The organism is Candidatus Eremiobacteraceae bacterium, from assembly GCA_035314825.1.
GTDB lineage: Bacteria > Vulcanimicrobiota > Vulcanimicrobiia > Eremiobacterales > Eremiobacteraceae > JAFAHD01.
The window spans coordinates 1-24,194 of sequence record DATFYX010000031.1 but is presented as its reverse complement, the minus strand read 5'-3'; the positions used below and the strand labels follow the sequence as shown (position 1 = coordinate 24,194).

General features: G+C 66.3%; 27 protein-coding genes and 1 tRNA gene. 5 read left to right on the top strand and 23 right to left on the bottom strand.

The annotated features are described in order from the left end of the window. Positions 1-13: 13 nt before the first annotated feature. Positions 14-931 carry an RNase adapter RapZ gene (gene rapZ, locus VKF82_04435; protein HME81305.1) on the top strand — a complete coding sequence of 306 codons (918 nt, stop codon included), beginning with the start codon at positions 14-16 and terminating at the stop codon, positions 929-931. After that, positions 918-2,288 carry a gluconeogenesis factor YvcK family protein gene (locus VKF82_04430; protein HME81304.1) on the top strand — a complete coding sequence of 457 codons (1,371 nt, stop codon included), beginning with the start codon at positions 918-920 and terminating at the stop codon, positions 2,286-2,288. Before rapZ ends, VKF82_04430 begins: the two co-directional genes overlap by 14 nt. Here the strand turns inward: VKF82_04430 and VKF82_04425 are convergent. The 6 genes from VKF82_04425 to VKF82_04400 form a co-directional block, all read right to left on the bottom strand. Continuing rightward, on the bottom strand, positions 2,285-3,361 hold the full coding sequence (locus VKF82_04425) for a PaaI family thioesterase (protein ID HME81303.1): 1,077 nt from the start codon (positions 3,359-3,361) through the stop codon (positions 2,285-2,287). The two genes, VKF82_04430 and VKF82_04425, sit on opposite strands and share 4 nt — an antisense overlap. A gap of 5 nt (positions 3,362-3,366) precedes the next feature. Next, entirely contained in the window at positions 3,367-4,479 is a 1,113-nt protein-coding gene (locus tag VKF82_04420; protein ID HME81302.1) for a glycerate kinase, read from the bottom strand. Between the two features lie 29 nt (positions 4,480-4,508). Then, positions 4,509-5,495 (bottom strand): D-glycerate dehydrogenase, encoded by a 987-nt coding sequence (locus VKF82_04415; GenBank protein HME81301.1) that lies wholly within the window; start codon positions 5,493-5,495, stop codon positions 4,509-4,511. 9 nt (positions 5,496-5,504) lie between these two features. Beyond that, positions 5,505-6,332: an IclR family transcriptional regulator gene (locus tag VKF82_04410; protein HME81300.1), complete on the bottom strand. Its 828-nt coding sequence runs from the start codon at positions 6,330-6,332 to the stop codon at positions 5,505-5,507. 171 nt (positions 6,333-6,503) lie between these two features. After that, the gene (locus VKF82_04405) at positions 6,504-6,845 is read right to left on the bottom strand and encodes a carboxypeptidase-like regulatory domain-containing protein (GenBank protein HME81299.1); all 342 of its coding nucleotides are present in this window, start codon (positions 6,843-6,845) and stop codon (positions 6,504-6,506) included. A gap of 94 nt (positions 6,846-6,939) precedes the next feature. Beyond that, positions 6,940-7,758, bottom strand: coding sequence for an SCO family protein (locus VKF82_04400; GenBank protein ID HME81298.1), 819 nt, complete (start codon positions 7,756-7,758; stop codon positions 6,940-6,942). Here VKF82_04400 and VKF82_04395 point away from each other — a divergent pair. Beyond that, positions 7,757-8,299, top strand: a complete 543-nt coding sequence (locus tag VKF82_04395) for a hypothetical protein (protein HME81297.1) — start codon at positions 7,757-7,759, stop codon at positions 8,297-8,299. The two genes, VKF82_04400 and VKF82_04395, sit on opposite strands and share 2 nt — an antisense overlap. Here VKF82_04395 and VKF82_04390 read toward each other — a convergent pair. The 9 genes from VKF82_04390 to VKF82_04350 all read right to left on the bottom strand — a co-directional run bounded on the left by VKF82_04390 (position 8,296) and on the right by VKF82_04350 (position 15,560). Then, positions 8,296-8,493 (bottom strand): hypothetical protein, encoded by a 198-nt coding sequence (locus VKF82_04390; protein ID HME81296.1) that lies wholly within the window; start codon positions 8,491-8,493, stop codon positions 8,296-8,298. The genes VKF82_04395 and VKF82_04390 overlap by 4 nt on opposite strands. Positions 8,494-8,502: 9 nt before the next feature. Further along, positions 8,503-8,700 carry a hypothetical protein gene (locus VKF82_04385; protein HME81295.1) on the bottom strand — a complete coding sequence of 66 codons (198 nt, stop codon included), beginning with the start codon at positions 8,698-8,700 and terminating at the stop codon, positions 8,503-8,505. A 40-nt stretch (positions 8,701-8,740) separates the two neighbouring features. After that, positions 8,741-9,325, bottom strand: coding sequence for a heme-copper oxidase subunit III (locus VKF82_04380; GenBank protein ID HME81294.1), 585 nt, complete (start codon positions 9,323-9,325; stop codon positions 8,741-8,743). A gap of 3 nt (positions 9,326-9,328) precedes the next feature. Beyond that, on the bottom strand, positions 9,329-10,984 hold the full coding sequence (gene ctaD, locus VKF82_04375; GenBank protein ID HME81293.1) for a cytochrome c oxidase subunit I: 1,656 nt from the start codon (positions 10,982-10,984) through the stop codon (positions 9,329-9,331). Positions 10,985-11,010: 26 nt separating this feature from the next. Beyond that, on the bottom strand, positions 11,011-12,057 hold the full coding sequence (coxB, locus tag VKF82_04370) for a cytochrome c oxidase subunit II (GenBank protein ID HME81292.1): 1,047 nt from the start codon (positions 12,055-12,057) through the stop codon (positions 11,011-11,013). Positions 12,058-12,179: 122 nt separating this feature from the next. Further along, positions 12,180-12,264, bottom strand: a tRNA-Leu gene (locus VKF82_04365). Between the two features lies 1 nt (position 12,265). Beyond that, positions 12,266-13,681: an MFS transporter gene (locus VKF82_04360; protein HME81291.1), complete on the bottom strand. Its 1,416-nt coding sequence runs from the start codon at positions 13,679-13,681 to the stop codon at positions 12,266-12,268. Continuing rightward, positions 13,678-14,583, bottom strand: coding sequence for a heme o synthase (locus tag VKF82_04355; protein ID HME81290.1), 906 nt, complete (start codon positions 14,581-14,583; stop codon positions 13,678-13,680). The genes VKF82_04360 and VKF82_04355 overlap by 4 nt, the downstream gene beginning before the upstream one ends. After that, positions 14,580-15,560 (bottom strand): COX15/CtaA family protein, encoded by a 981-nt coding sequence (locus tag VKF82_04350; protein HME81289.1) that lies wholly within the window; start codon positions 15,558-15,560, stop codon positions 14,580-14,582. The genes VKF82_04355 and VKF82_04350 overlap by 4 nt, the downstream gene beginning before the upstream one ends. 128 nt (positions 15,561-15,688) lie before the next feature. On the opposite strand from VKF82_04350, the gene aroA reads away from it, so the two are divergent. Next, the gene (aroA, locus tag VKF82_04345) at positions 15,689-16,984 is read left to right on the top strand and encodes a 3-phosphoshikimate 1-carboxyvinyltransferase (protein ID HME81288.1); all 1,296 of its coding nucleotides are present in this window, start codon (positions 15,689-15,691) and stop codon (positions 16,982-16,984) included. Positions 16,985-16,991: 7 nt separating this feature from the next. Here the strand turns inward: aroA and VKF82_04340 are convergent, their stop codons facing one another. Genes VKF82_04340 through VKF82_04330 form a run of 3 tightly spaced genes read right to left on the bottom strand, consistent with a single transcriptional unit; the run spans position 16,992 to position 18,197 of the window. Then, positions 16,992-17,351, bottom strand: a complete 360-nt coding sequence (locus VKF82_04340; protein HME81287.1) for a hypothetical protein — start codon at positions 17,349-17,351, stop codon at positions 16,992-16,994. A gap of 1 nt (position 17,352) precedes the next feature. Further along, a complete protein-coding gene (locus tag VKF82_04335) occupies positions 17,353-17,709 on the bottom strand; it encodes an FmdB family zinc ribbon protein (protein ID HME81286.1) in 357 nt (118 codons plus the stop codon). Then, the gene (locus tag VKF82_04330) at positions 17,709-18,197 is read right to left on the bottom strand and encodes an SRPBCC family protein (protein ID HME81285.1); all 489 of its coding nucleotides are present in this window, start codon (positions 18,195-18,197) and stop codon (positions 17,709-17,711) included. The genes VKF82_04335 and VKF82_04330 overlap by 1 nt, the downstream gene beginning before the upstream one ends. 26 nt (positions 18,198-18,223) lie before the next feature. On the opposite strand from VKF82_04330, the gene VKF82_04325 reads away from it, so the two are divergent. Then, complete coding sequence (locus VKF82_04325; protein HME81284.1) at positions 18,224-18,655, top strand: NUDIX domain-containing protein; 432 nt, start codon at positions 18,224-18,226, stop codon at positions 18,653-18,655. A 32-nt stretch (positions 18,656-18,687) separates the two neighbouring features. Here VKF82_04325 and ftsZ read toward each other — a convergent pair whose 3' ends face one another. The 5 genes from ftsZ to VKF82_04300 form a co-directional block, all read right to left on the bottom strand. Then, on the bottom strand, positions 18,688-19,752 hold the full coding sequence (gene ftsZ / locus VKF82_04320; protein ID HME81283.1) for a cell division protein FtsZ: 1,065 nt from the start codon (positions 19,750-19,752) through the stop codon (positions 18,688-18,690). Between the two features lie 19 nt (positions 19,753-19,771). Continuing rightward, positions 19,772-21,001, bottom strand: coding sequence for a cell division protein FtsA (ftsA, locus tag VKF82_04315; protein HME81282.1), 1,230 nt, complete (start codon positions 20,999-21,001; stop codon positions 19,772-19,774). Positions 21,002-21,184: 183 nt separating this feature from the next. Then, positions 21,185-21,958: an FtsQ-type POTRA domain-containing protein gene (locus tag VKF82_04310; GenBank protein ID HME81281.1), complete on the bottom strand. Its 774-nt coding sequence runs from the start codon at positions 21,956-21,958 to the stop codon at positions 21,185-21,187. Beyond that, complete coding sequence (locus tag VKF82_04305; GenBank protein HME81280.1) at positions 21,951-22,781, bottom strand: Cof-type HAD-IIB family hydrolase; 831 nt, start codon at positions 22,779-22,781, stop codon at positions 21,951-21,953. The genes VKF82_04310 and VKF82_04305 overlap by 8 nt, the downstream gene beginning before the upstream one ends. Continuing rightward, positions 22,778-24,194 (bottom strand): OB-fold nucleic acid binding domain-containing protein (locus VKF82_04300; protein ID HME81279.1); only part of this gene is annotated, 1,417 nt, incomplete at its 5' end. The genes VKF82_04305 and VKF82_04300, both read right to left, overlap by 4 nt.

The following is a 24,194-nucleotide window of genomic DNA, read 5'->3' as shown; positions in this document are numbered from 1 at the left end:
AATACCCAATCAGGTGAAATCAAGACAGTTCGAGCAATCCGTCACAAGCGCCCGGCAGCCGGTCCGCGCGCTGCCTTCGCCGCACGTGGTGATCGTCACCGGCATGTCCGGCGCCGGCAAGAGCCAGGCCGCCAAGTGCCTCGAAGATCTGGGATATTTCTGCGTCGACAACCTCCCGCCCAGCCTGATCCCCAAGTTCGCCGAGCTCTTCTCCAGCAGCCGCAATCTGCAGCACGTGGCCCTCGTGCTCGACATACGCGGCGAAGAGATGTTCGGCGATCTGCTGGGCCAGCTGCGCGCGCTCGAAGACGAGGGCATCGCGTATCGCGTCGTGTTCTTGGACGCGAGCGACGAGGTGCTCGTCCGCCGCTACTCGGAGACGCGGCGCAAGCACCCGCTGGCGGGCCACGGCCGGGTGACGGACAGCATCAGCGCCGAGCGCCACGAGCTCAAGCCCATCCGCGACGCGGCTGACGTCATCATCGACACCTCATCCCTGACGCTGACCGCGCTCAAGGAGCGCTTGGCGCATGCCGCCGATGCGACCGCCGAGCCCGGCGTGCTCACCGTCTCGGTGGTGGCTTTCGGTTACAAGCACGGCGTGCCGCTGGACGCCGATCTGGTCTTCGACGCGCGCTTTCTTCCCAATCCCAACTACGTCGACGAGCTGCGCCCGCTCACCGGCACGCATCCGGCCGTGGTCGAGTTTCTCAAGCGCGATGCGGACGTCCAGGCGTTCGAACGCGAGCTCTACCGCTTCGTCGACTTCCTCGTCCCTCTGTTCATCCGCGAAGGCAAGGCGCACTTGACGATCGGCATCGGCTGCACCGGCGGCCGCCATCGTTCCGTGTATCTGGCGACCGAGCTGGCCGCTCATCTGCGCACCCATAACGTGCGCGCGTTCGTGGAGCTTCGCGATGCGCGAAAATAATTCCGGACGCCAAGCCTGGTCGCACGCGATGCGCTGGCTCACGCCGGGCATCAAGGTCAAGCGCTGGCTGTTCTTAGCGCTGGCCGGCGGCGCGCTGTTCCTCGACGGCTTCGTGCGTCTGCTAGCGCACGCGCCGTTCCTCAACTTCCATATCAACGAGTACATCGACCGCCAGCTCATCGGGCGCGACATGATCTCGCCGGTCACCATCGAGTGGGCGTTCATCGTCGTCGGGTTGTTCGGCGTGTACCTCGGCATCCGGCAGTGGATGCGATCCATCGTGTCCGCGGTGAGTCCGCGCGATGAGGAGCGTTTGATCGACGTCGTCTACGAGCGCCGCCAGCTGGCGCGCGGTTACCGGATCGTCGCGATCGGCGGCGGCACCGGCCTGTCGACGCTCTTGCGCGGTCTCAAGGAATATACGGCGAATCTGACCGCGGTCGTCACGGTCGCCGACGACGGCGGCTCGAGCGGCCGCCTGCGCCAGGAGTTGGGCGTGCTGCCGCCCGGCGACATCCGCAATTGTCTGGTGGCGCTGGCCGACAACGAATCGACGATGGCAGCGCTCTTCCAATACCGGTTCAACGAAGGCGACGGGCTGAGCGGGCATTCGTTCGGCAATCTCTTCTTGGCCGCGATGTGCGGCATCGCCGGCGACTTCGACCGCGCGATCAAAGAGAGCAGCCGCGTGCTCGCGATCAAAGGCCGCGTGCTGCCTTCGACCCTCGCTGACGTGGCGCTCGAGGCAACGCTGGCTGACGGCACGGTCGTGTGCGGCGAGTCGTCCATCTCACACACGTCGTCGCCGATCGTCTCGGTGCGTCTGATCCCGGGCGACTGCGAGCCGCTGGACGAGGCGATCGAGGCGATCTTGGGAGCCGATGCTATCATCCTCGGTCCGGGCAGCCTGTACACCAGCGTGATGCCGAACCTCTTGGTACCCGGCATCGCCGAAGCGATCGAACACTCCATGGCCTTCAAGATCTACGTCTGCAACATCATGACGCAGCCGGGCGAGACCGACGGCATGACCGCCGCCGACCACGTGCGGGCATTGCTCAAAGGCACCGGGCGCCAGATCTTCGATTACGTGCTCGTCAACGTCGAGCAGCCGCATCGCTTGCTGCGCCGCTACGAATCCGAGCGCGCATATCAGGTGCGTCCGGACGTCAAAGCCGTCGCCGCGATGGGGGTCACGCCGATCTACGGAAAGTTCGTGTCAGAGACCCAATTGGTGCGCCACGATGCCGGCAAGCTCGCGCATAGCCTCATGAAGCTGATCTACGACAAGCTCGAAGGCCGCGGGGTCCCGAACGACGTGCCGCAGATCGTCGGCGGCCAAGCCAGCGCGCGCTAGCCTCTCGGTCGCTCCGACACTTCAGCCAGGATCTCTTCGGGCAACCGTCCCTTGCGCAGCTCGCGGACGCCGCCCTTGACCACCAGCGCGGAAGCGGTTGCCATCGCTATGCGCTTTCCTTCGGCGTTGTCGATGTTGCAGGAGCTGACCCGCAGCAGCCGGCCGCGATGATTCACCGTCGCGTCGAGCGTGAAGTCTCCGGAGTTGATGAGGGCCGGTCTTGTGAACCGGATCTGCATATCCAATGTCGCGAAAACATCGCCGGCCGAAAGGGTGGAATAGACCGCCCCGCCCATCGTGAAGTCCGCAGCCCACGCGAGCAGTCCACCGTAGATCGAAGGTCCGCCGTTCGAGAACCACGCCGACGACGGCATGACGCTCCTGAGCCGGCCGTCATCAACCGACGTAGGGCGATAGCCGGTGAGCTGGAATACAGGAAAGACTTTTTCGCCGGCGATCGTTCGCCGCTGCAGGTCGATCGGGGTTCCGTTCATCACCTCGTCGAGACTGAAATAGCCGTCTTCGGGAGCCGGCCGCAGATAAGGATCCACCAGATCGGTTGGCCCGACATCAGGCGGCGGGTACTCGGCTTCCAAGTCCAGCGGCACGTCAGAGATCAGGCACCGGGTGCTCCCAAATGCAAGCAGGCGCCCTTCGTGATCGGTGATCTGGATGATCGACAATCCTACCTGATTGCCCGAATGAATGATCTCGGCACGCCCGATCATGTTCGTGGTCTTCCTGCTCATCGGCCTGACGAATGACATGCTGAGCTCCGACGTCGTGACGGTCTTACCTGCGGGCAGCGTCGTCCAGATGGCGGCGGCAAGCGGCGCGTCAGCGAAGAGCGCGTACACGCCGCCCCAATACAAACCGAAGCCGTCTTCCAACCATCGCGTCACCGGCATCGTGAACGTCGTCTTGCCGAGGCCTGCTTCAGTCGGCCGTATCCCAAGGAGTCGAAACATGGGAGGGGCCGGAAGTTCGCCGCGGATGTAACGCTTGAATGTCTCCAAACCAGGTTTCTGAAACGCGCGCAGATCTCCGATGGATCCCCTGGCGCGCTCGTCCATGTGGCTCATCGCGGTAGCCTCCCCGCAAGCTGGAATGCAGCGCTTTCGATCAGCTCTCGCGCACGACGCATAGCTTGATCCACTGGCATCGTCGCTGGCGCAATCGCAACAGCTTTCTCTATTCCCGCCGACTCGAGTTCGTCTTCGGACAGGGCAATGCTGCCTGCAAGCGCGACGACCGGGATCCCCCGAGCGCGCGCGGCTTGGGCAACGGCATAGGGCGCTTTGCCGTTCAGCGTCTGCTTGTCGAGCCGGCCTTCGCCGGTGATGACCAGGTCGGCGCCTTCCAAGCGTTGGGCGAATCCCAGCACGTCGAGCACCAGCTGCGCGCCTGGACGCAACTGCGCGCCTGCAAGCGCCAGAAATCCGCCGCCGAATCCGCCGGCCGCACCTGCACCGGGAATATCCCGCACGTCTACGCCGGTCGTCTTCGCGGCGATGATCGCGAACTGCGCCAGGGCCTCGTCGAGCTCCCGCACTTGAGCCGGTGATGCGCCTTTCTGCGGTCCGTAGATCGCGGAAGCCCCGTTGGGACCGACGAGGGGGTTCGTGACGTCGCAGGCGATCTCAATCCTCGTGCCGGAAAGCCGCGCGTCGGAATCGCCCGTGTCGATGTGCCGCAGCCGGGTAAGCGCCGCGCCACCAGGCGGCAGCTCCTCGCCATCTCTATCGAGAAAACGGGTGCCGAGCGCGCGCAGCGCGCCGGTGCCCGCGTCGTTGGTCGCGCTGCCGCCGATCGCCACGATCATGCGCGTGGCGCCGGCTTTGAGCGCGGCGGCGATGAGCTGGCCAGTGCCGTAGCTCGTGGCCGTCATCGGGTCGTTGCTGCCGGGAGGGAGCAGCGCAAGGCCGCTCGCACGAGCCATTTCGACGACTGCGACGTTTTCAGGCAGCAAGCCGTAGGGGGCCGAAACGGGCTTGCCATCGGGTCCAGACACCGTCATCTCGATCTTGCGCCCGTTCAACGCGCAGACCATCGCATCGAGCGTGCCATCGCCGCCGTCGGCCACGGGCACCAGCTCATAGGTCGCATCGGAGAACACGCGCTTGAACCCCGCCTCGATCGCCCGCGCAACTTCGATCCCGTTGAGGCTGCCCTTGAACTTGTCGGGGGCGATGACGATCTTGCGGATGGCCCGCCGGCCTGCTAGCGTTTGAGCACCTCGGGGTTGAGCGCGTTGGGCGGCGCTTTGCCTTCGAAAAAGGCGATGACGTTGTTGGCCGCCATCTGCGCCATCTTGCCGCGCGTCGCATAGCTCGCGCTGCCGATATGCGGCAGCAGCACGACGTTTTCAAGCTGTGCCAACCCGGGCGAGAGCTTCGGTTCGTTCTCGTACACGTCCAGCCCGGCGCCCGCGATCGTGCCGTCGCGCAGCGCTTCGACGAGCGCCGCCTCGTCGATGACCGGACCGCGCGATGTGTTGATCAGGCACGCGGTGGGCTTCATCTTCTGCAATGCCGCGGAGTTCATGAGATGCTTGGTGCCGGGCAGCAACGGCGTGTGCAGGGTGATGAAATCCGAGCGGGTGAGCAGCTCCTCGAACGGCACGCGCGCCGCGCGCAGCTCGCGCTCGACGTCCGGTGGAGCCGGGAATTCGTCGGAATAGAGAACGGTCATGTCGAAGCCGAGCGCCCGGCGCGCCACGCCGCGCCCGATGCGTCCGAATCCGACGATGCCGAGCGTCGCGTGATGGACGTCGTGGCCGAGCAGCTGCATGATACCCCAGCCGCCCCACCTGCCGGTGCGCGTCAGCCGATCCCCTTCGGCTAGGCGCCGCGCCGTACAGAGCAGGAGGGCGAACGCGAGGTCCGCGGTCGTGTCGTCGAGCACGCCGGGCGTATTGGTCATGACGACGCCGGCTTTGGTGCCTGCCGCGACGTCCAGATTGTCAAAACCCACGGCGACGTTGGCGACGATGCGCACTTTGGGGGCCGCCTCGAGCACTTCGGCGTCGACCTTCTCGGTCAAAAGGCAGACCAGTGCGTCTGCGTCCTTGCAGCCGCGCACCAGCTCCTCGCGCGTCGGCGGGCGGTCGTGCGGCCAGACATCGGGATCGGTGTGGCGTTCGAGCAGCGTCAGACCGGCGTCGGGGATCACGCGGGTGACGAACACGCGAGGCTTGGGCTGGCTCATCGCCCGCGCCTAGCCGAGAGCGGCGTTCTTCGCGCGGCCGCTGTAGCCGAGTTTGGCGGAGATCTCTTGCGCCGCGGCGACGACGTGCTTGATGACGCGATCGCGCGGCAGCTGCTGCTGCCCAAACTTTGGCACCGCGACGGAGATCGCGGCGACGGGTCGGCCTGAATAGTTGAACAGCGGCGCGCCGACACAGTACAGCCCTTCTTCAGTCTCTTCGTTGTCCTCCGCGTAGGCCTGGCGGCGGACTTTTTCCAGCTCGAGGCGCAACGCCTCGGGATCGGTGATGGTGTTCTTCGTGTAGCGGGCGAGCGGCTTGCTGGCGATGATGCGGTCGATCTCGGCGCGATCGAGATGCGCGAGCAGCGCCTTGCCGATGCCGGTGGAGTGCATCGGCCGGCGCGCGCCGATGTCGGCGTACATCTTGACCGGCCGGCGGCCGTCCACTTTTTCGATATAGACCAGCTCGGTGTCGTCCAGGACCCCCAAGAAAACCGTCTCGCCCAGCGCAACGGCCAGCTGCTCCAGGACCGGTTTGGCGACGGTGTGGGCCTCCATGGACCGCAGGATGCCGCAGCCTACCTCGAAGGCCTTGATGCCCAGGGAATAGCGGGCGTTGTCGGGGTTCCATTTGACGAAGCCGCGGGCGCGCAAGGTCTGGAGTATGCGGTGAACGCTGCTCTTCGAGAGTCCGATCGCCTGGCCGAGCTCCCGGACGCCGACTTCCTTGCTCTGCGTTCCCAGGTACTCGAGGATGACCAATGCGCGGTCGACTGAGTTGACTTTGGACTCGCCTCGCGGCTTTGCGGCGGCGGTCTCACCGGACGAAATAACCACGCTGTCCTCCAACCCCCTCGAGTTTCGTGCGCTCGCTGCCGGGGAGCGCAAAGCACCGGCCGTTAGTAGGCGGCCGATGCTCATTGGGACACTTGTAACGGGACGGCTCTTGGCGCACCCCCGCGCCGGTTCCTGTCTGCGAAACGCCTATCCCGTACGCGTTTGCGCCGCTTAGACGTGGACGAGCGTGATATTAAGAGGCGTTTGCTGCCCTGACGTTATGTGCACTTGCGTGGTAAAGGGCTGATAACCGGTCGCACTCGCGGTCACCGTCTCCATGACGCCGGTCGGATCTCCGGGCACCGTTGAGATCTTATACGTGCCGTCCGCCGCGGTCGTCGCGCAGTCGACGACGGCGACGCATACTTGCGCGCCCGCGACTGGTCCGGCGCTCGACGACACGACGCCGGCGAGCGCGCCGTAATCGCCCTGCGTCGTCGGGTTCGTGCACGCGCCGAGGAGCAACGCCGTTACGGACGCCGTGGCCAACATCGATGCATTGCGCGTCATCATCTCCAAGCCTCCAAGTCCTCTTCGACGCCCGGTTGCGGTGGTTTCCCCCGGATCGGTTGTCGTGCCTGCGGTCGAATAAATTCGACCGCTCCATTCAGGTGAGAAAAAGGCGGCGTGCCAGCAGCAGCGCGACCAAGCCGCCGACGACGATGACACCCAAGACCCCTACCAGATCCCATATCCCGGACTTCGCTGCGGTCGAACCGCCGCACACGGCTTGCACCGCCTTGCCAAGCGCCAGGTCGAAGCGCGCCAACCCGTTTGACGGCAACCCATCGGCATGGCGCGCCGCGGCGACCAGCTGCGTGGCGGTCCATCCGGCGTCATCGACAAGAAGGTCGATCCGGCCGTCTGGCCCGGCGATCACCGTCCTCTCGCTGTGCAGCAATTGACCACGATCGCCTTGAACCACCGACACGCCGAGCGGCTTGGCGAACGAGTCGACCAGTGACGCGTCGCCGGTCAGCACGCGCCAATTCTCGCCGCGCACTCCGCGGCTGCGCGCGAAGTTCGCGATCGCCAACGGAGTATCGCGTGCGGGATCGATGCTGATCTCGAGCAGCTCGAAACGGTCGGCCGGCAGGGCGGCCTGCAGCCGGCCGAATTTCTCGGTGAGGATCGGGCACTCGTCGGCGCAGTTCGTATAGATAAAACCGATGACGAGCGTGCGGCCCCGCAACTGCTGGATGGAGACGCGGCGGCCGGCTTGATCGACATAGGTCGCGTCAGGCAGGACGTCTCCGACTCCGAGCGGGTGAACCGGCTGGTCGAACGGGTTGGGGGCCGGCGTGGCGGATGCGGCGCGCGCCGATGCGCAGACGGCGGACGCCAGGGCGAAAGCGCATGCCGCCCCGAACACCGAGGCCGTCATGGAGCCCTTGAGCCCGAGCCAACGCCGGCGAAGCATCGCCATGCGGCCCTGGCGCCCTGAGGAGCGGCGCGTGGTCTGGCGCGGCGCGAGCGGCCGCTTCGTGGTCGCGCTCGAGCCGGGGGCGCTTGCGCTGGCGTTCGGGCTATTCACGCTGGCCATCGTCCACATGGCCGACGCCAAAGAACATCAAGGCTACATCTACTTCGCCTGGGTCTTCGGTTTCGGCGCCGTCTGCTTCGTGCTCTATGCGGTCGCGCTGCTCGTCTACCCGATTCGGGCGCTGCTGCAGACCCGCGAGCCGATCTTCATCGTCGACGGCTACGTGCGAACGCGCGCGCCCGATGAGCGATCGCTGCCTGGAAGCAGCGGCTACATCGCGGTCGTGCTCGAAGACGGGCGCACGGCGTGCGAATGGGTTGCAACGGGGGAGCGGGCGCTGCCCGATGAGGAGCACCCTGCGTTCATGGAGTTCAGCGAGTTCGGGGGGATTCATACCATCGACGGGCGCGCCACGGGCATCCTGCCCGAAGACTTCCCGATGCTTGGCGTCGGCGGTGCGCGGCCGCCGAAGCTGAAGCCCTAGCTCAAGCTGCCTGACAGCGGCACCGTCGGCGTGTCTTTCGCGGGCCAATAGTGATTTGCGCCGGCCTCCACGATCGTGATCGCTCCCATGAAGACGATCATCGCGACGCCGACGACGCCGAGCCAGCGAACGAGCGCCGGGGTCCCGCGGCTTTGCGGGATGTCGTACTCGTCGACCTCCGCGCCTTGTGCCATGTCAGCCTCCTAGACGTGCCCGGCTTTGCCGAGCGCGACGGTGAGGACGATGATGCAGCCCAGCGTGAGCAGCGCCATCATGATCTTGGTGACCTGATCCTCGAGCGCGGTTTTCGGCCACTCCTCGTAGAGCGCCTTGACCGCGAAAAAGCCGACCACCAGCGCCCCGGCGCCGGCTATGATCCGCAATAGGATCGATCCGTCCATCCCCTATTCCTTCGGCGCGGTCGAAGAACGCGCCACTACGTCAATAGACATAGAACAAGAAGAACAGCGCGACCCAGATGACGTCGACGAAATGCCAGTACAACGTCGCCGCCGTCAGGCCGAAGTAACGGGTCTGGTCGTATACGCCGCGCCTCGTCTGCAGCAGCACGGTGATCAGGAAGATCACGCCGATGAAGACGTGGAAGCCGTGCATGCCCGTCAGCGTGAAAAACGACGCCCCGAAGGTGCTGCCGGCCCACGTGTCGTGCAGATGCGTGTACTCGTAGGCCTGCCCTGACAAGAATCCGAGACCGAGCACAATGGTGGCGATGATGAAGGCTGTGAAGCGCGAGCGGTTCGCGTGGCGCCAGGCTTCCATCGCCAGATGCATGGTCACGCCGGAACCGAACAGCACGATCGAGTTGACGGCCGCGAGATAGAGACCCGGACGTTCCACGCCCGGCGGAGGCCAGCCGGGCGAGGCCGCCCGGATGTAGAGATAGCCGAAGATGAACGAGCAGAACAGTATCGAGTCCGAGACCAGGAAGAACAGGAAACCGACCAGCCGGTGGCCGCGGACTTCGGCGTATTCGGCGTCGCTGACCGGCAGCGCGTGCGTCGCCATCGCTTACGCCACCGGCTCCGTGGCCAGGTCTTGCGAGATGTTCGCATACGGCAGCGGCTTGCCGTAGTCGTACGGGCCGTCCAGCACGATCGGGATCTCGGCGAAATTGTAATACGGCGGCGGCGACGAGGTCATCCACTCGAGCGTGCGCCCGCCCCACGGGTTGGGTCCGGCGATCTTGCCGTACTTCGCGCTGCGGATCGCGTTGTAGGCGAAGATCAGCATCGAGGCTCCGAGCACGAAGGCCGAGATCGAGACGAACATGTTGGTCGGCTCGAATTGCGGGTCGTAGTAGACCACGCGACGAGGCATGCCCAGCAGCCCGAGCCAGTGCATCGGCAAGAAGGTCGCATTGAACGACAAGAACGCGATCCAGAAGTGCCACTTGCCGAGGCGTTCGTCGAGCAAGCGGCCGGTCATCTTGGGCCACCAATAATACAGGCCCGCAAAGATCGTGAACACGCTGCCGCCGACCAACACGTAGTGCAGATGGGCGACGATGAAATACGTGCCGTGCTCGTGGATGTCCGCCGGCACCGATGCGAGCATCACGCCGGTGACGCCGCCGAAGGTGAACATCGAGAGGAATCCGATCACGAAGAGCAGCGGCGTGCTCAAACGCACGTGCCCGCGCCAAAACGTGGCTACCCACGAGAATATCTTGATGCCGGTGGGGATCGCCACCGCCATGGTGAGGATCATGAACGGCAGCTGCACCCAGCGCGACAGGCCGCTGGTGAACATGTGGTGCGCCCACACCATGAACGACACCAGGCCGATGGCCACCGACGAATAGGCGATCGCCTTGTAGCCGAAGATCGGCCGGCGCACGAAGACCGGGATCACCTCCGACACGATGCCGAAGCCCGGCAGGATCATGATGTAGACGGCCGGGTGCGAGTAGAACCAGAACACGTGCTGCCACAGCACCGGGCTGCCGCCGTTGGCCGGATCGTAGAACGGCACGCTGAAGACCTTCTCGATGAACAGGCCGGCCAGGGCCGCGGAAAGATTGGCCGTCGCGATCGCGGAGAGGAACGCGGTCACGAGCGTCGCCCAGGTGAACAGCGGCATGCGCGTCCACGTCATGCCGGGGCAACGCATCTTGATGATCGTGACCATGAAATTGATGCCGGTGATCGTGCTGGACACGCCGATGAGGAAGACGCCGGCACACCATAGCGCAGTGCCTGGCGTGTGCAGGCTGACCGGCGGATATTCGGTCCAGCCTGCCTGCGGGGCGCCGTACAGGAAGCTCAAGAAGATGAGCAAGCCTGCCGGCGGGAAAAGCCAGAAACTGAACATGTTGAGCCAGGGGAAGGCGACGTCGCGCGCGCCGATCTGCAGCGGCATCGCGAGGTTGCCGAAACCGCCGGTCATGATCGGGATGATGACGAGCCACACCATCGCGGTGCCGTGAATGCTGTAGGCTTCGTTAAAGGTCTGGGGGCTGAGCAGCGTGTTGTGCGCGTGCATGAGCTGTGCGCGCACCAGCTCGGCCAGCAGGCCCGCAAGCACGAAGAACAGGCCGCTGGTGATGAAGTACTGGACCGCGATGACTTTGTGGTCGAAGCTGATCACGTACTTCGCGATGAAGCCTTGCGGCGGCGGATGGATGTGCGCGTGGCTGGCTTCGGCTTGGAGCTGCGCGATCGACATGTGGCCTGCTCGTCCTTCTTCTACTACTACTTGTGCAGCGACTCGAGGTAGGCGACCAGGTTTGCGACGTCCTTGTCCGTCAACTGGTTGACCTGCATGTTCGGCATGGTGCCCAGGTCGCCTGAGGCTCCGTGCTCGATGACGTCGGCGACGTCATCCGGGTCGGCCGGCTTGCCCGTCACCAAGTCCGGATGATCCGGGTCGTGGAACAGGTTCCCTAGCCCCGGGCCGACCTTGCGCTCCGAGAACGGCCCGACAGCATGGCAGCCCGTGCATTTCGTGGCGAACACGCGGCCGCCCGCGGCAGCGTCGCCGTTGGCGATCGGGATCGGCCCTTGCATGCCGGCGCTCGCCTGCAGCTGCTGCTGGCTCTTGAACCAGGCGTCGAAGTCCGCTTGCGACTCGACGACGACCTTGCCCACCATCTCCGAATGGCCGAGCCCGCAGAATTCGGTACAGATGATGCGGTACGTGCCGATGCGCGTCGGCGTGAAGTGGATCGGCACGATCATGCCCGGGATCATGTCTTGCTTGACGCGGAACTCGGGAGCCCAGAACGAGTGGATCACGGCATTGCGGATGTCGTCTTCAGACGAGGTGAGGTCGATGGTCACCTGTTTGCCGATCGGCAGGTGCATCTCGTTCTCGACCGGATGCTTCAGACCCGGATAGCGGAATTCGTAATAGAACGTGTGCCCGACGGCTTCGATCGTCGCGACGCTGGCCGCGCTGGCGAGATAGTACTTGGGCATCACCAGATAGCTGATCACGCCGAGGATCAGCATCAGAATCGATGGGATGATCGTCCAGGCCGCCTCAAGCGCGGGCTGGTCGTGGATGTCCGAGCCGACCGCCATGAGATCGTCGCCCTTGCGCGTATGGTAGCGCCAGGCGAAATACAGCAAGAAGCCGTTGACGTAGACGAGGATCGGCACGCCGAAGAAGGCCATGAAGCGGAAGATGAAATCGATGTCGGTGGCGGCCGACGAGGCGCGCGGCAAGTAGTCGTCGATCGGAAAGACGACGACGCCCCACATCAGCAAGCCGCTGATGACGGTCAAGATGAACGTCACCGACCAGAACTCGGTGTCCAGCAGCGGCGCTCTGCGTGTCTCGTTCAGCTGTGAGCTCCCCCGGCCGGGCGCTTACACGGCGGCGCAGATGCATCCTCGCCGCCCATGGTGGTTTTGTCGTATGCCGAAGGTGGGAATCGAACCCACATGAGGGGTGACCTCGCGCGATTTTGAGTCGCGTGCGTCTGCCAGTTCCGCCACTTCGGCTTCATTCGACCGCTGGGTATGGAGTCCGAGTTACCGCCACGGGTTCGGATTCCCTCGGCCGCGCGGGGGGAGCCGCGACCGGAAGCAGCGTCGCCAGTGGAATGCATCCGAGCGCAAGCGCGAACGCGACCAGGTACTCGGCGCGGAAATCGATTGCCGCATCGAGGCCGCGATTCAACGACGCCGTGACGATCGCCGGCGCCGTGATCGCGCCGGAACTTGCGAACATCGTCAGCAGGCCGGTCGCGGCGCCGCGACGGCTCGCGTCCACATAACGGTAGATGAGCACGTTCGGAGGTGCGGTCCCTAGGCCCATGCCAAGACCGGACAGGGCCAGTCCGATGCGCACGCCCCACAACTGCGGATCGAATGCCAGGAATGCCAGTCCGGCAGCCAATACGGCGAGTCCCGTCGCGAGCACGCCCTTGGGTCCGAATCGGTTGAGCAGCCGCCCGCCGGCCCCTTGACCGAGGCCCAGGGGAAGCGCGAGGAACAAGAGCGCGAGGCCGGCCTGCGCCGCGCTCGCATGGAAGCGCGCCATGTAGTAGGTGGCCGAGTAGATCGTCACCGAGAAGATAGGAATCGCCGACACGAAGGCGATCGCGTAGACGAGCGCTGTGCCGGGCTCGCGCAGCAGGGCAGGATCGATCAAGGGGTCAGCGCTGCGCCGCTCCCACATGACGAGTCCGACAACACATGCGACGGCGGCGCCGAGCCACAGCGGGAGCTGCAACGGCGGCGCGGCCCCGGCTCCCATCACACAGGCGGCAAAGCCGACGATGAGCGCAACGGCGCCCGCATCAAACCCGACACGCTGTCGCGGCGCCTTGTCCGCCGGCAGGCCCGCGGCGAGCAGCAACGTGATCAACGCCAGCGGGATGTTGACCCAGAAGATCAGATGCCAGGAGAACTGCAGATGCAGCCGGTGGCCCGCGTCTATGAGCACGCCGCCTAAGACGGATCCGACCACGGCCGCAAGCGCGAACGCGCCGTAGATCAGCCCGAGCGCGCCGCCCTGCCTGTCGTCTGGCACCGAGTCGCCGATGATCGCGGTAGCCGCCGGCGCCACCGCGCCCGCGCCGAGCGACTGGATCACGCGCCCCAGGATCAAGACGGCAAACGATGTGGACAGCGCGCAGACCAGCGAGCCGAGCCCGAACAGCGCGATTGCCGCCACGAAGACGAGCTTGCGGCCTTTCGCGTCGGAGAGGCGGCCCGCGATCGGCTGCGCGATCAGCGAGCCGGTGGCATAGGCGACGATGATCCACCCGAGACTCGCAAGTCCGGCGCGCAACGATGTCGCCATGTCCAGCAAGGACGGTGCGATGATCGTCAGCTGCAGCGCGCGCATGAACATCCCGAGGGCGAGCGGCGCAAGCACGCCGCTAGGCCTGTATGCGGCGTGCGCCGAGCTCACGCCCCCGGACCGTGTCCGAACCGGTCCACCACCATGGCGACGAAGAGCAAGGCGAGGTATAACATCGAGAATTTGTACATGGCGCGCTCGCTCTGGATCGAGCCGTCGCGCGCAACGCGCACCGCGCAGGTGAGGAACGCGGCGTCGAGCGCCACCGCGCAAGCCAGGTAGACGCCTCCCATCACGTGCAGCGGCACTAAGGCAAGCGTCAGGGCGACGAGCACCACGCTATAGATGATGATCTGGCGTTTCGTCTCGGCGTCGCCGCGAACCACCGGCAGCATCGGGATGCCGACCTTCGCGTATTCGCCCTTGGCGATGAGCGCGAGCGCCCAGAAATGAGGGGGCGTCCACAGGAACACGATCGTGAAGAGCAGGGCGGCCGTGAAGTCGAGCTTGCCGGTGACCGCCGCCCACCCGACAAGCGGCGGCACGGCGCCGGCAGCGCCCCCGATGACGATGTTCTGCACGCTCGTGCGTTTGAGCCACAGCGTATAGACGCCGACGTAGAACGCGATGCCGGCCAGCGCGAGGGCTGCGGCGAGCAGGTTGACGGTCAACCCAAGCACCGCGAACGACGCGATCGCCAGGACGATGCCGAACACCAACGCATGGGCCGCAGGTAGCCGGCCGCTCGGGATCGGGCGGTTGCGGGTGCGGCTCATGACCGCGTCGATGTCGCGGTCGAAGTACATGTTGAGCGCGCCGGACGATCCCGCCGCGAGCGCGCCGCCCAGCAGCGTGCAGATCATCAGCCACGCGTTGGGCACGCCGCCCTGCGCGATGAACATCGCCGCCAGCGTGGTGAACAGCAACAGCGACATCACGTTCGGTTTGGTCAGCGTGACGTAGTCGCGCACCATGGTGCGCGCGTCGCCCATCGCGACGCTCAGTGCGCTCACGGGTTTTGCGCGACGGCGCGCTGCGGCGCCGGTGCCGGGTCTGCAGCGCCGGTGCCGGCCGGAGCGGCCGTGGCTGCATAGGCGGCATACGTGAGGATGACGAGGGTCGCGAACAGGAGAGCACCGTTGGCTTGATGCAGCGAGCGCAAGACGGGCTCAAGGGCGGTCATCACGGTTGCGACTCCCAACGCGATCTGCACGACAGCGAGGACCAGCGCAAGGGCGGAGAGGGAGCGCGTGCGCGCGTCTCGGCTACGCATCCCGATGAGGCCCAAGACCAGCACAAGCGCGAAGGCTGCATACGCGAGCAAGCGATGCGCCATGTGGATCTGTTGGGCCAGCGACTGCGGCGCCCCCCATCCGTTACAAAGCGGGAATTGCGTGCATGCGAGGCCGTCGTTTGAAGCGCTCATATACCCGGCAGCCAGGATCGCGGCGAATGTGACGGCAGCGGCAGACAGCGCGAGCCGGCTGAACGACAGCGAAGCTGCGGGCGAATCGAACGGCGCCGTCGTGCCCGCCGGCTGCGCGGCCGCATACCATACGACGAGCAGGCTCACAAAGGTCAACATGCCCAGGCCGAGATGCGCAGCGACGCTGGGTGGATTGTTGATGTACCTGATCGTGAGGCCGCCGACGATGATCTGCGCGACCAGCAAGCCGGCCGGGTACCATGCGGCGCGCCAGGCTGCGGGCAGTTCGCGCCGCGCCTGCCACGCGGCGATGAACGTGGCGACGATCAACAGCGTGAGGATGGGCGCGCCGAGCCGATGCGTCCATTCGTAGACGACGCTGTCGTTGAGGGCTGGGAACCAGGCGCCGCGGCAGCGCGGCCAATCGGGGCACGTCATGCCGGCCCCATTGATGCGCACGATGCCGCCCCACACGACGAGCGCGAGGGCGAACAGCGCCGAGCCCAGGCTCGTGTAACGCAGCGTCTTGACGGACACGCTCGAAGCGGCGGCGGCGATGCTCATGGACGTTCGAGTCTTAAGATGGGCTTCGCTGATATCCTGTTCGCAGCGCGCAGCGCTCGTGCGATGCGCCCGACTTTCGTCAACCGCGCGCAGGAGGTGACGGCATCTGCGGGTCGCAAGCTGGCCGCGTGACATCCATACAGTTGCGCGCGCCGGAGCGTCTGCACGGACCCCTGCGCGTGCCGGGCGACAAGTCGATCTCGCACCGCATCCTGATATTCGCAGGCGCAGCGACCGGCAGGACGCGCGTGCTCGGCATCAACCGCGGCGAGGACGTGGCTGCGACGATTCGCGCCCTGCGCGGCCTCGGCGTGAGTGTCGAGGACGACGGCACGGCGCTCGCTGTGGATGGCGCCGGCGAATTCCGCGACCCGGCGGCTCCCATCGACTGTGGGAACTCGGGCACGACGATGCGCGTGCTTGCCGGGCTCTTGGCCGGGCGGGCCAACGCGGTGTTGGACGGCGACGAGAGCCTGCGCCGCAGGCCGATGGAGCGCGTCGCTGTGCCGCTGCGCGCGATGGGAGCGGACGTGCGCAGCTCGCCAGGCGGGCACGCACCGCTGACTCTCTCGCGCTCGGATACGCGCTTACACGGGATCACGCACGAGCTCGAGACCGCCTCGGCGCAGGTGAAGACGGCGATCATGCTCGCAGCGCTGCGGGCTCGCGGCACGACGACTATTTCCAGTCCGTGCCAGAGCCGCGACCACAGCGAGCTGATGCTCGCCGAGATGGGCGCCGCGCTCGCGATCGAGGGCCTGCGCGTGCGCGTGCAGCCGTCATCGCTGCATGCGCTCGCGGACTACGAGGTCCCGGGCGACGTCTCGTCAGCGGCCTACTTCATCGCCGCGGCCACTTGCGTGCAGGGCAGCCGCATCTCAGTACTCGGTGTGGGCATCAATCCGACGCGCACTGCTGCGCTCGACGTCATGCGCGACATGGGCGCGCACATCAGCATCCGCGGTTTGCGCGTCATGCACGGCGAACCGGTAGCCGACATCGAGGTGTCGTCGGCCGCGCCCCTGCGCAACGTCGAGCTCGATCCGGCGCGCATCCCGAACCTCATCGACGAGATCCCGCTGCTGTGCGCGGTGGCGGCTACCGCGCAGGGCGCGTTCGTCGTGCGTGGGGCGGAGGAGCTGCGCGGCAAGGAGTCCGACCGCATCGCGTCTACCGTCGAGCTGCTGCGCGCGTTCGGCGTCGCGGTGACCGAACTGCCCGATGGCATCGCTGTGCGCGGTGGGCGGCCGCTCCGCCCGCCCGAGCGGATCGCCACGGGCGGGGACCATCGCATCGGCATGACGGCCGCGGTGCTGGCAGCCGCCGCGAAAGCGCCGATCGCCATCGACGACGCCGTGTGCATCGGCACATCGTTTCCAGGATTTGAGGCGGCGTGGCACGCGGCGTATGCCGAACGTGGGTGACGGTCGATCAGCGGCCTTCGGGCGCGCGCAGCAGTCCGGCTAGCCACGGAAGGCCGATGCGCAGGATCCGCTCGATCGGGCGCGAGCTGCCGTACGCGAGCGCGCCGAGTTCATCCAGCGCCAGCGCGAGCCGAGCGATTGCGGCGGCGAGGCTACCTATGTCTTCCTTAAGCTTGGCGCCACCCGCACGTATGCGCTGCACCGTCTCTTGCTGGTGCGCGCGCCAATCGGCTTCGAAGATCGGATGGCGGCGTAGTGCCTTGCCCGCGCGCGCGAACTGGACGAGACGCACCGCGACGAACGCAGCGCCGCCCGCGACCGCGAGAAGCGCGATGAGCACGAGCGTCACGCCGATGACATGGAACATCTCAACTCGATCCGGACGGTTTGGAATCCGACTTGCCGGGCGGCGGGGTCGCGGCCGGCGGCTTCTCGCTCTTCGGCGCAGCCGGTGCGGACGAAGCCGAGCCTTCCGTCTTGGCACCATCCGATTTGGCGCTGTCGGCCTTGGGCGCGGCCGGTTCAGCCGCGTCCTTCTTGGCGCCCGTGCCGGCGTAATCGGTCTTATGGAAGCCTGAGCCCTTGAACACGACGCCCACCGGATGGAAGACGCGCGCTAGCTGACCCCCGCACGCCGGACACGTGGTCGGCCGGGGGTCGTTGAAGCCGTGAGCGATCTCATGGGTGGTGCCGCACTGTTTGCAGCGGTAATCATACGTCGGCATCAGGCAGGAAGCGGTTGATTTGCGCTCCCCATAACGATACCTTCTTCAGCCTCGTCGACGCGATGGGCGTCTTCAAGCGTGGTCTTCAGACCCAGCAGCGAGCGCTCGAGATCGCGCGCGACCCTGCGGCGCTCGAACAACGCATCGCGCGCGACTCCTAAGCCGCCGCCATAGACCGGATAGCCGATCGAGCAATGCAGCCGCGTGCCCGTGCGGCGCTGTTCGAAGCGGAACTCGATACGCCGCGCCGCCGACAGCGCGCCCTCGAGCCAGAAGAACGCGTTGGGCACGTAGCGGATCACGTCGAAAGTCTCGCGCCAGCGGCGCTTGCCGCGCTGCATGCAGATCTCGACCTCCTGCTCGTCCGGGCTTTGGGCGCACACGACGAAGCTCAGCCACAGCGGCCAGCGCGCCAGGTCCGATACGAACTCGAACACCCGGCCGACCGGCAGAGCGATGTCGATGCATTCGCTGCAAACGGCTTTCATCGTGACACCTCCGAATAGCCAGCGCGATGCTGCGGACCCGCGTCGCTGCGCTGTGCCTCCAAGACGGCTGCGTACTGCTCGCCAAACACGTGCGCGGGAGTCACGTCGCGTTTCTGCTGCCGGGCGGCGGCGTCGAACCCGGCGAGACCGCCCCTGCGGCGCTGGCGCGAGAGTTGGCCGAAGAGGCGGGAGCAGCGGCCGACATCGGCGCCTTTCGCTACGTTGTGGAAACGCGCGCGCCGTCGGGTGCACGCCACGTCATCCAGCTCGTCTTCGAGGCGGCCTTGCGCGGGCCGCTCGGTGCGTCGCTCGACCCGCGCGTGGCTGCGTGCGTCTGGCATCCGATCGCCGACCTGCGGCGTCTGGCGATCTATCCCGATGCCGGCGAGCAGATCGCCGACGACCTTACGACCGGGTTCCACGGCTGCCGCTATATCGGTGCGCCGTGGCGCCCGTAGCGGTCGAATAAATTCGACCGCTCCATGGGGCGTTAGCGCGAGTACCGTAGGAACGCCGGGACCTCGATCTCGTCCATGTTGACGGGCTTGACCTTTTCGATCTCGCCGACGCCGACGACGCGCGTCTTCTCGCGCGCACGCGATCCGAAGCCGGTCGCGAGCACGGTCACGCGCACCTCGCTGTTCATGTTCTCCTCGATCGTCGCGCCGAAGATGACTTCGGCGTCGGGATCGACGGCTTTGCTGATCAGCTCGGCCGCCTCGTTGACCTCGAACATCGAGAGATCCGGTCCGCCGTAGATGTTGAAGATCACGCCGCGCGCGCCGTCGATCGTCGCCTCCAGCAACGGGCTGGAGATCGCCTTTTGCGCCGCATCCGCCGCGCGATTCTCGCCGGAGGCCTTGCCGATGCCCATCAGCGCCGAGCCTGCGTCGGTCATGACGCGCCGCACGTCGGCGAAGTCGAGGTTGATCAAGCCGGGCTGGGTGATGAGATCGGTGATGCCCTGGATGCCTTGGCGCAGCACGTCGTCAGCGCTGCGGAAGGCTTCGGTCAGCGGCGTGCGCTTTTCGATGATCGAGAGCAGCCGGTCGTTCGGGATGACGATGAGCGTGTCGACCTTCTGCTCGAGATCGGCGATGCCGCGTTCGGCGATCTGCGCGCGCTTGCGCAGCTCGAACCCGAACGGCTTGGTGACCACGCCGACGGTCAGCGCGCCTGCGCCGTGCGCCATCTCCGCGACGATCGGCGATGCACCGGTGCCCGTGCCGCCGCCCATGCCGGCAGCGATGAACACGAGATCGGCTCCCTCGACCAGCATGGCCAGGTCTTCTTTTGATTCTTCGGCGGCCTGGCGGCCGATCTCCGGATCGGCTCCCGCGCCCAGGCCACGCGTCAGGTTCTGTCCGATCTGCAGCGTGTTCTCAGTGCGCGAGTTCTTCAACGCCTGGACGTCGGTGTTGATCGAATAGAACTCGGCGCCCCTGATGCCGGCGTCGACCATGCGGTTGATAGCGTTGCAGCCTCCTCCGCCGACGCCGATCACCTTGATGCTCGCCATGTGCTCGGGCACGTAGCGCCGTGGATGTTCCGTCATCCTGTTTCTCCCCTTGGCTTCACAGCCGAAAGACCTGGCCAACCCAGGTCGCGACACGCGACCATGTGCCGCGACCATTCGTGCGCTCCGGTTTCCCCCCGCCGTCTCCAGCGGCGCCGAAAAGCACGAGCCCGACTGCGGTGGCATACGCCGGGTTCTTGATGGTCTCCGTGAGGCCGCCGACATGCATCGGATGGCCGATGCGCGCCGGCAAATCGAAGTAGTCGGATGCGAGCGCATCCAAGCCGCCGAGCTGCGAACCACCGCCGGTGAGCACCAGTTCGGCCAGCATGACCTCGGGCGGGCAGTTCTCGGCGAGATTCGCGCGCACGAGCTTGAATATCTCGGTCATGCGCGCCACGATGATCTGGCGCAAGAAATGTTTCGAGGCGCCGCGGCTCGTGCGGCCTGACAGCGACTTCACCTCAAACGTGTCCTGATCGAGGTCGAGCGAAAGATCGGCGGTGCCGTAGACGTGCTTGATCGTCTCGGCTTCTTGGAAGCTCGTCTTGAGGCCGAGCGCGATATCGTTGGTGACGATGTTGCCGCCCACCGGCACGGTCCACGTGTGATAGACGCCGCCGCCCCAGTAGACCGCGAGGTCTGTCGTGCCGCCGCCGATGTCGAGCAGCGCCACGCCCGCGTTGCGTTCTTCGGGCAACAGCACGGCAGCGCCCGATGCGAGCGGCTCGAAGATGACGCCCACAGGCTCGATGCCGGCGCGGTGCACGCACTTGAGCACGTTGGTGACGAACGATGCGCCCGCGGTGACGACGTGCGTGTCGACTTCCAGCCGACCGCCGGCCATGCCGACCGGATCGGTGATGCCGTTCTGGCCGTCGACCGCGAACTCGCGCGGCAACGTGTGGATGATCTGCCGGTCGGCGCCCACATTGATGATCGTGCTCGCGTCCACCACGCGCTTGACGTCGAGCGGCGCCACTTCGTGCTCGTCGCCGCCGACGGCCACGATGCCGTGCGTGTTCTGCGAGCGCACGTGTTCGCCGGTGACTCCCACATACGCAGACGCGATGCTGACGCCGGCCATGCGTTCGGCGCTCTCGACGGCGGCCTCGATCGACTTCACGGTCTCTTCCAGATCCGTCACCACGCCTTTGCGCAGCCCGAGCGATGGCGCGACCCCGAAGCCGATGATATCCATCGCTCCCTGCGGGTTCTGGCTGGCGATGACCGCGGCCGTTTTCGTCGTGCCGATGTCGAGGCCGGCAATGATGTCGCTACGCGCCAAGACTCGTCCTCATATTCTCCACAGACACAGCGCGGTTGTGCACAGGCGCGCCGCCACTCATGCACACGGGATGTGGATAACCTCGCCATAGAACGCGTTCGGCGACCCGAAGGTCGCCGCACTCACATGAAGAGAACGCATTCCAAGCGCAAAACGAGTTCCCTCTTTTGTCTTTGCAATTTTTCATCGCCGATATTGCACCGTCGGTGCTGCCGTGCTGCGCACGTCGATGTACTCGACCGTTTGCGGCTGCGCGATGTGCTTGCTGATCGCGTCGAACAGCGCGACTTTACCTGCGAGCCCATCGAGATCGCCGAATACCACGCGCAAACCGGCGCTGGTGATGGCGCTGAATCCCATGACCCGCTCGCTGCGGATTTCCGTCATGTGGACGCCAAGCGCGGCGAGCTGTCGCGCGGCGTCGAGCGCGTCGCCGATCGAGGTCCCGCCGAGTTGCGCCCCCGCTGTGCCCGCGTCGGGCGGCAGCGGCGTGACGCGTAGCAGCGGCAGCGCCTGGTCCGCGTCCAGCGACGCAGGACCGAGCACTCTCCCGTCCTGGTCCACCAGCATGTCTGCGCCCGCGTCCAAGCGCACGCGAGCTGCGGGCGCTCGCTCCACCACCGAGATAGTCACCAGGTTCGGCCAGCCGCGCTCGACCCGAGCCGAGCCGATCCACGGCAACGTTTCGACGGCGCGGGCCGCCGCGCCGGTGTTGAGCAGCCAGACGTTGCGCCCGCTCGGCAATGCCGCGGCGTTGATGACATCAGCGGCGGGCGTGCGACGCGCACCGCTCACCACGACGTCGCCCAAAGCCAGGCGCGGATCCGCGGCGAGCAGCATGCCCCCGTACGACAGCAGGGCCGCCGCCGCCAGCGTAAGGGCGAACAGGCCGACGCGGCGCAGGAGTGCGCTGCGCGACGCAGCCGCGCGCCGTTGGCCGGCAGTGACGCTAGCCAACGGCCTGTCCGTTCATGAGAAGCTGCAATGCTTCGGCGACGCCGCACCGGTCTTGGGCGGCTACGACGCGCTGCGCCGCGGCGCGCGCCGCCGGACTGGCGTTGGCGACGGCAAACGAATGGCCCGCGGCTTGCAGCATCGGCACGTCGTTGTCCGAATCGCCGATCGCCGCAAGGTCATCCAACGCCAGACCCATCGACTTGGCAAGCCAGCTCAACGCGTGTCCCTTGGTCGCCTCCGGATCCGTCACTTCCAGATAGTTTGGTTGGCTCTTGAAGACCAGGGCCGCGTCGCCCATGATCTGCGCGAGCTTCGGGATATGCGCGGCGACGCGCGCGGGCGAGTCGACGGCGAGCACCTTCATCGGGCCGATGTCGCCGGGCGGCGAGCCGTCGAGCAGCGGACGCAGGTCATCCACCACGATCGGCTCGACGCGCGACAGTTCCAGATAGGCGCGCGCGCGCTCGTCAAGCTCGTCGAGGTACAGATCGTCGCCGAAGTACAGCTGCAGGTGGAAGCCGTTGGCTTTGAGGTCGTCGTACGCGCGCAGTGCCGTCGCCGGCTGCAGCGGCGTCGCGGTCAGCCTGACGCCGCTGGTCGCGTCGTAGATCGCCGCACCATTGAGAACGATGATCGGTCCCGGCAGGCCCAAGTCTGCGGCGAACGGCCGAGCCGCCGCGAACATGCGCCCGCTCGCCAGACAGATCGTGGCGCCGCGCGAGGTGATCTGCACGATCGCGTCGCGGTTGCATTCGTCGACGGTCAGAGATGGCCCGATGAGCGTGCCGTCGACGTCGAGCGCGATCAGCGCGGGCGGTTTCACGCGGCGCCTTCCCACACGTTGTCGGTGCCGAACACGCGCGCGAGCTCGTCGCGGAGCTCGCCCGTGATGCGCAGGGTGCGCGAGAGCGGCCGGCTTTCGCCATCCGCGGGAGCGTGCAGGACGATTCTCCCATCGCCGAGGCCCGCGGCCAGCACCATGTCGCGCAGGCGCGAAAGGCGCGTCGCATCGTCGCCGTCGCCGAGCATGCGGATGTGGATCGCGACGGGCGCACTGCGCGCGATGATCGCGTTGGGCGCGTTCGAAGAGCGCGTTGCCGCATCCGAGAGGATGCGAGCTTTCTCGAACGGCCACGCCTCGATCGCCTGCAGCGTCAGCTCGACACGTTCGTCGTCGGGGTTGTCGTCCGTCGGCGCAACGACCGCCGCAGGCTTGCCCAACGCGCGGCGCTCTTTGACGCGGCCTTTGATGACGACGATCTGGTCGGCGGAGAGGATCGGCGCCGCCTCCGCGTACCACTTCGGGAACACGACCACTTCGATCGCGGCGCTCTGATCCTCTAAGCGCGCGATGAGCATCTGGTCGCCCGTCTTGGTGATGACGCGGCGCGCCGAGGTGATGACGCCACCGACCCACACGACTTCATCTTCTGCGCTTTCGCGCAGCGCCGCGATCGTCGAGGTGGTGCGCCGTGCCAGTTCGCGCGCTTTGTCCGCAAGCGGGTGCCCGGAGATATAAACCCCGATCGCTTCCTTCTCTTGTGCGAGCCGCGCAGACGGCGTCGCCTCGGGCACGTCCGGCAGCCTGGGCGGGGGCAGATGCTCCGCGCCCGCGCCGCCGAACAGCGACGTCTGGCCGAGATCCCGCTCCTGCTGGATCTGCGCGCCGTAGTCCAACGCGCCATCGAGCCCTGCCAGCAGTGCGGCGCGGCCGCCGAACGCGTCGAGCGCACCAGCTTTTATCAGCGACTCGAGCACGCGCCTGTTGACCTGGCGGCCGTCGACCCGCGCGCACAGGTCGGCCAGCGAGACGAAGGGCGATTGCGTTCGCTTGGCGATCAATTCGGCGATCGCGTTCTCGCCGACGTTGCGAACCGCGCCTAGCCCGAAGCGGATGGCGCCGTCGGTGACGGTGAAGTCCGTGCCCGATTCGTTGACGTCCGGAGGCCGGATGGGCACCTTCATGATGGCGCATTCCGCCAGATACTCGGCCACTTTGTCGACGTTGTTCTTCAACGACGAGAGCAGCGCGGCCATGAACGCGAGCGGATGATTGGCTTTGAGCCAGGCCGTGCGGTAAGCGAGCAAACCATAGCACACCGCGTGGGCTTTGGGGAACCCGTAGCCAGCGAACGGTTCGATGAACTGCCAGATCTTCGTCGCCAGCTGCTCGTCCATGCCGCTGCGGACACAGCCCTCGATAAACTTGGCGCGCTCCACGGGAATCTTCTCTTTG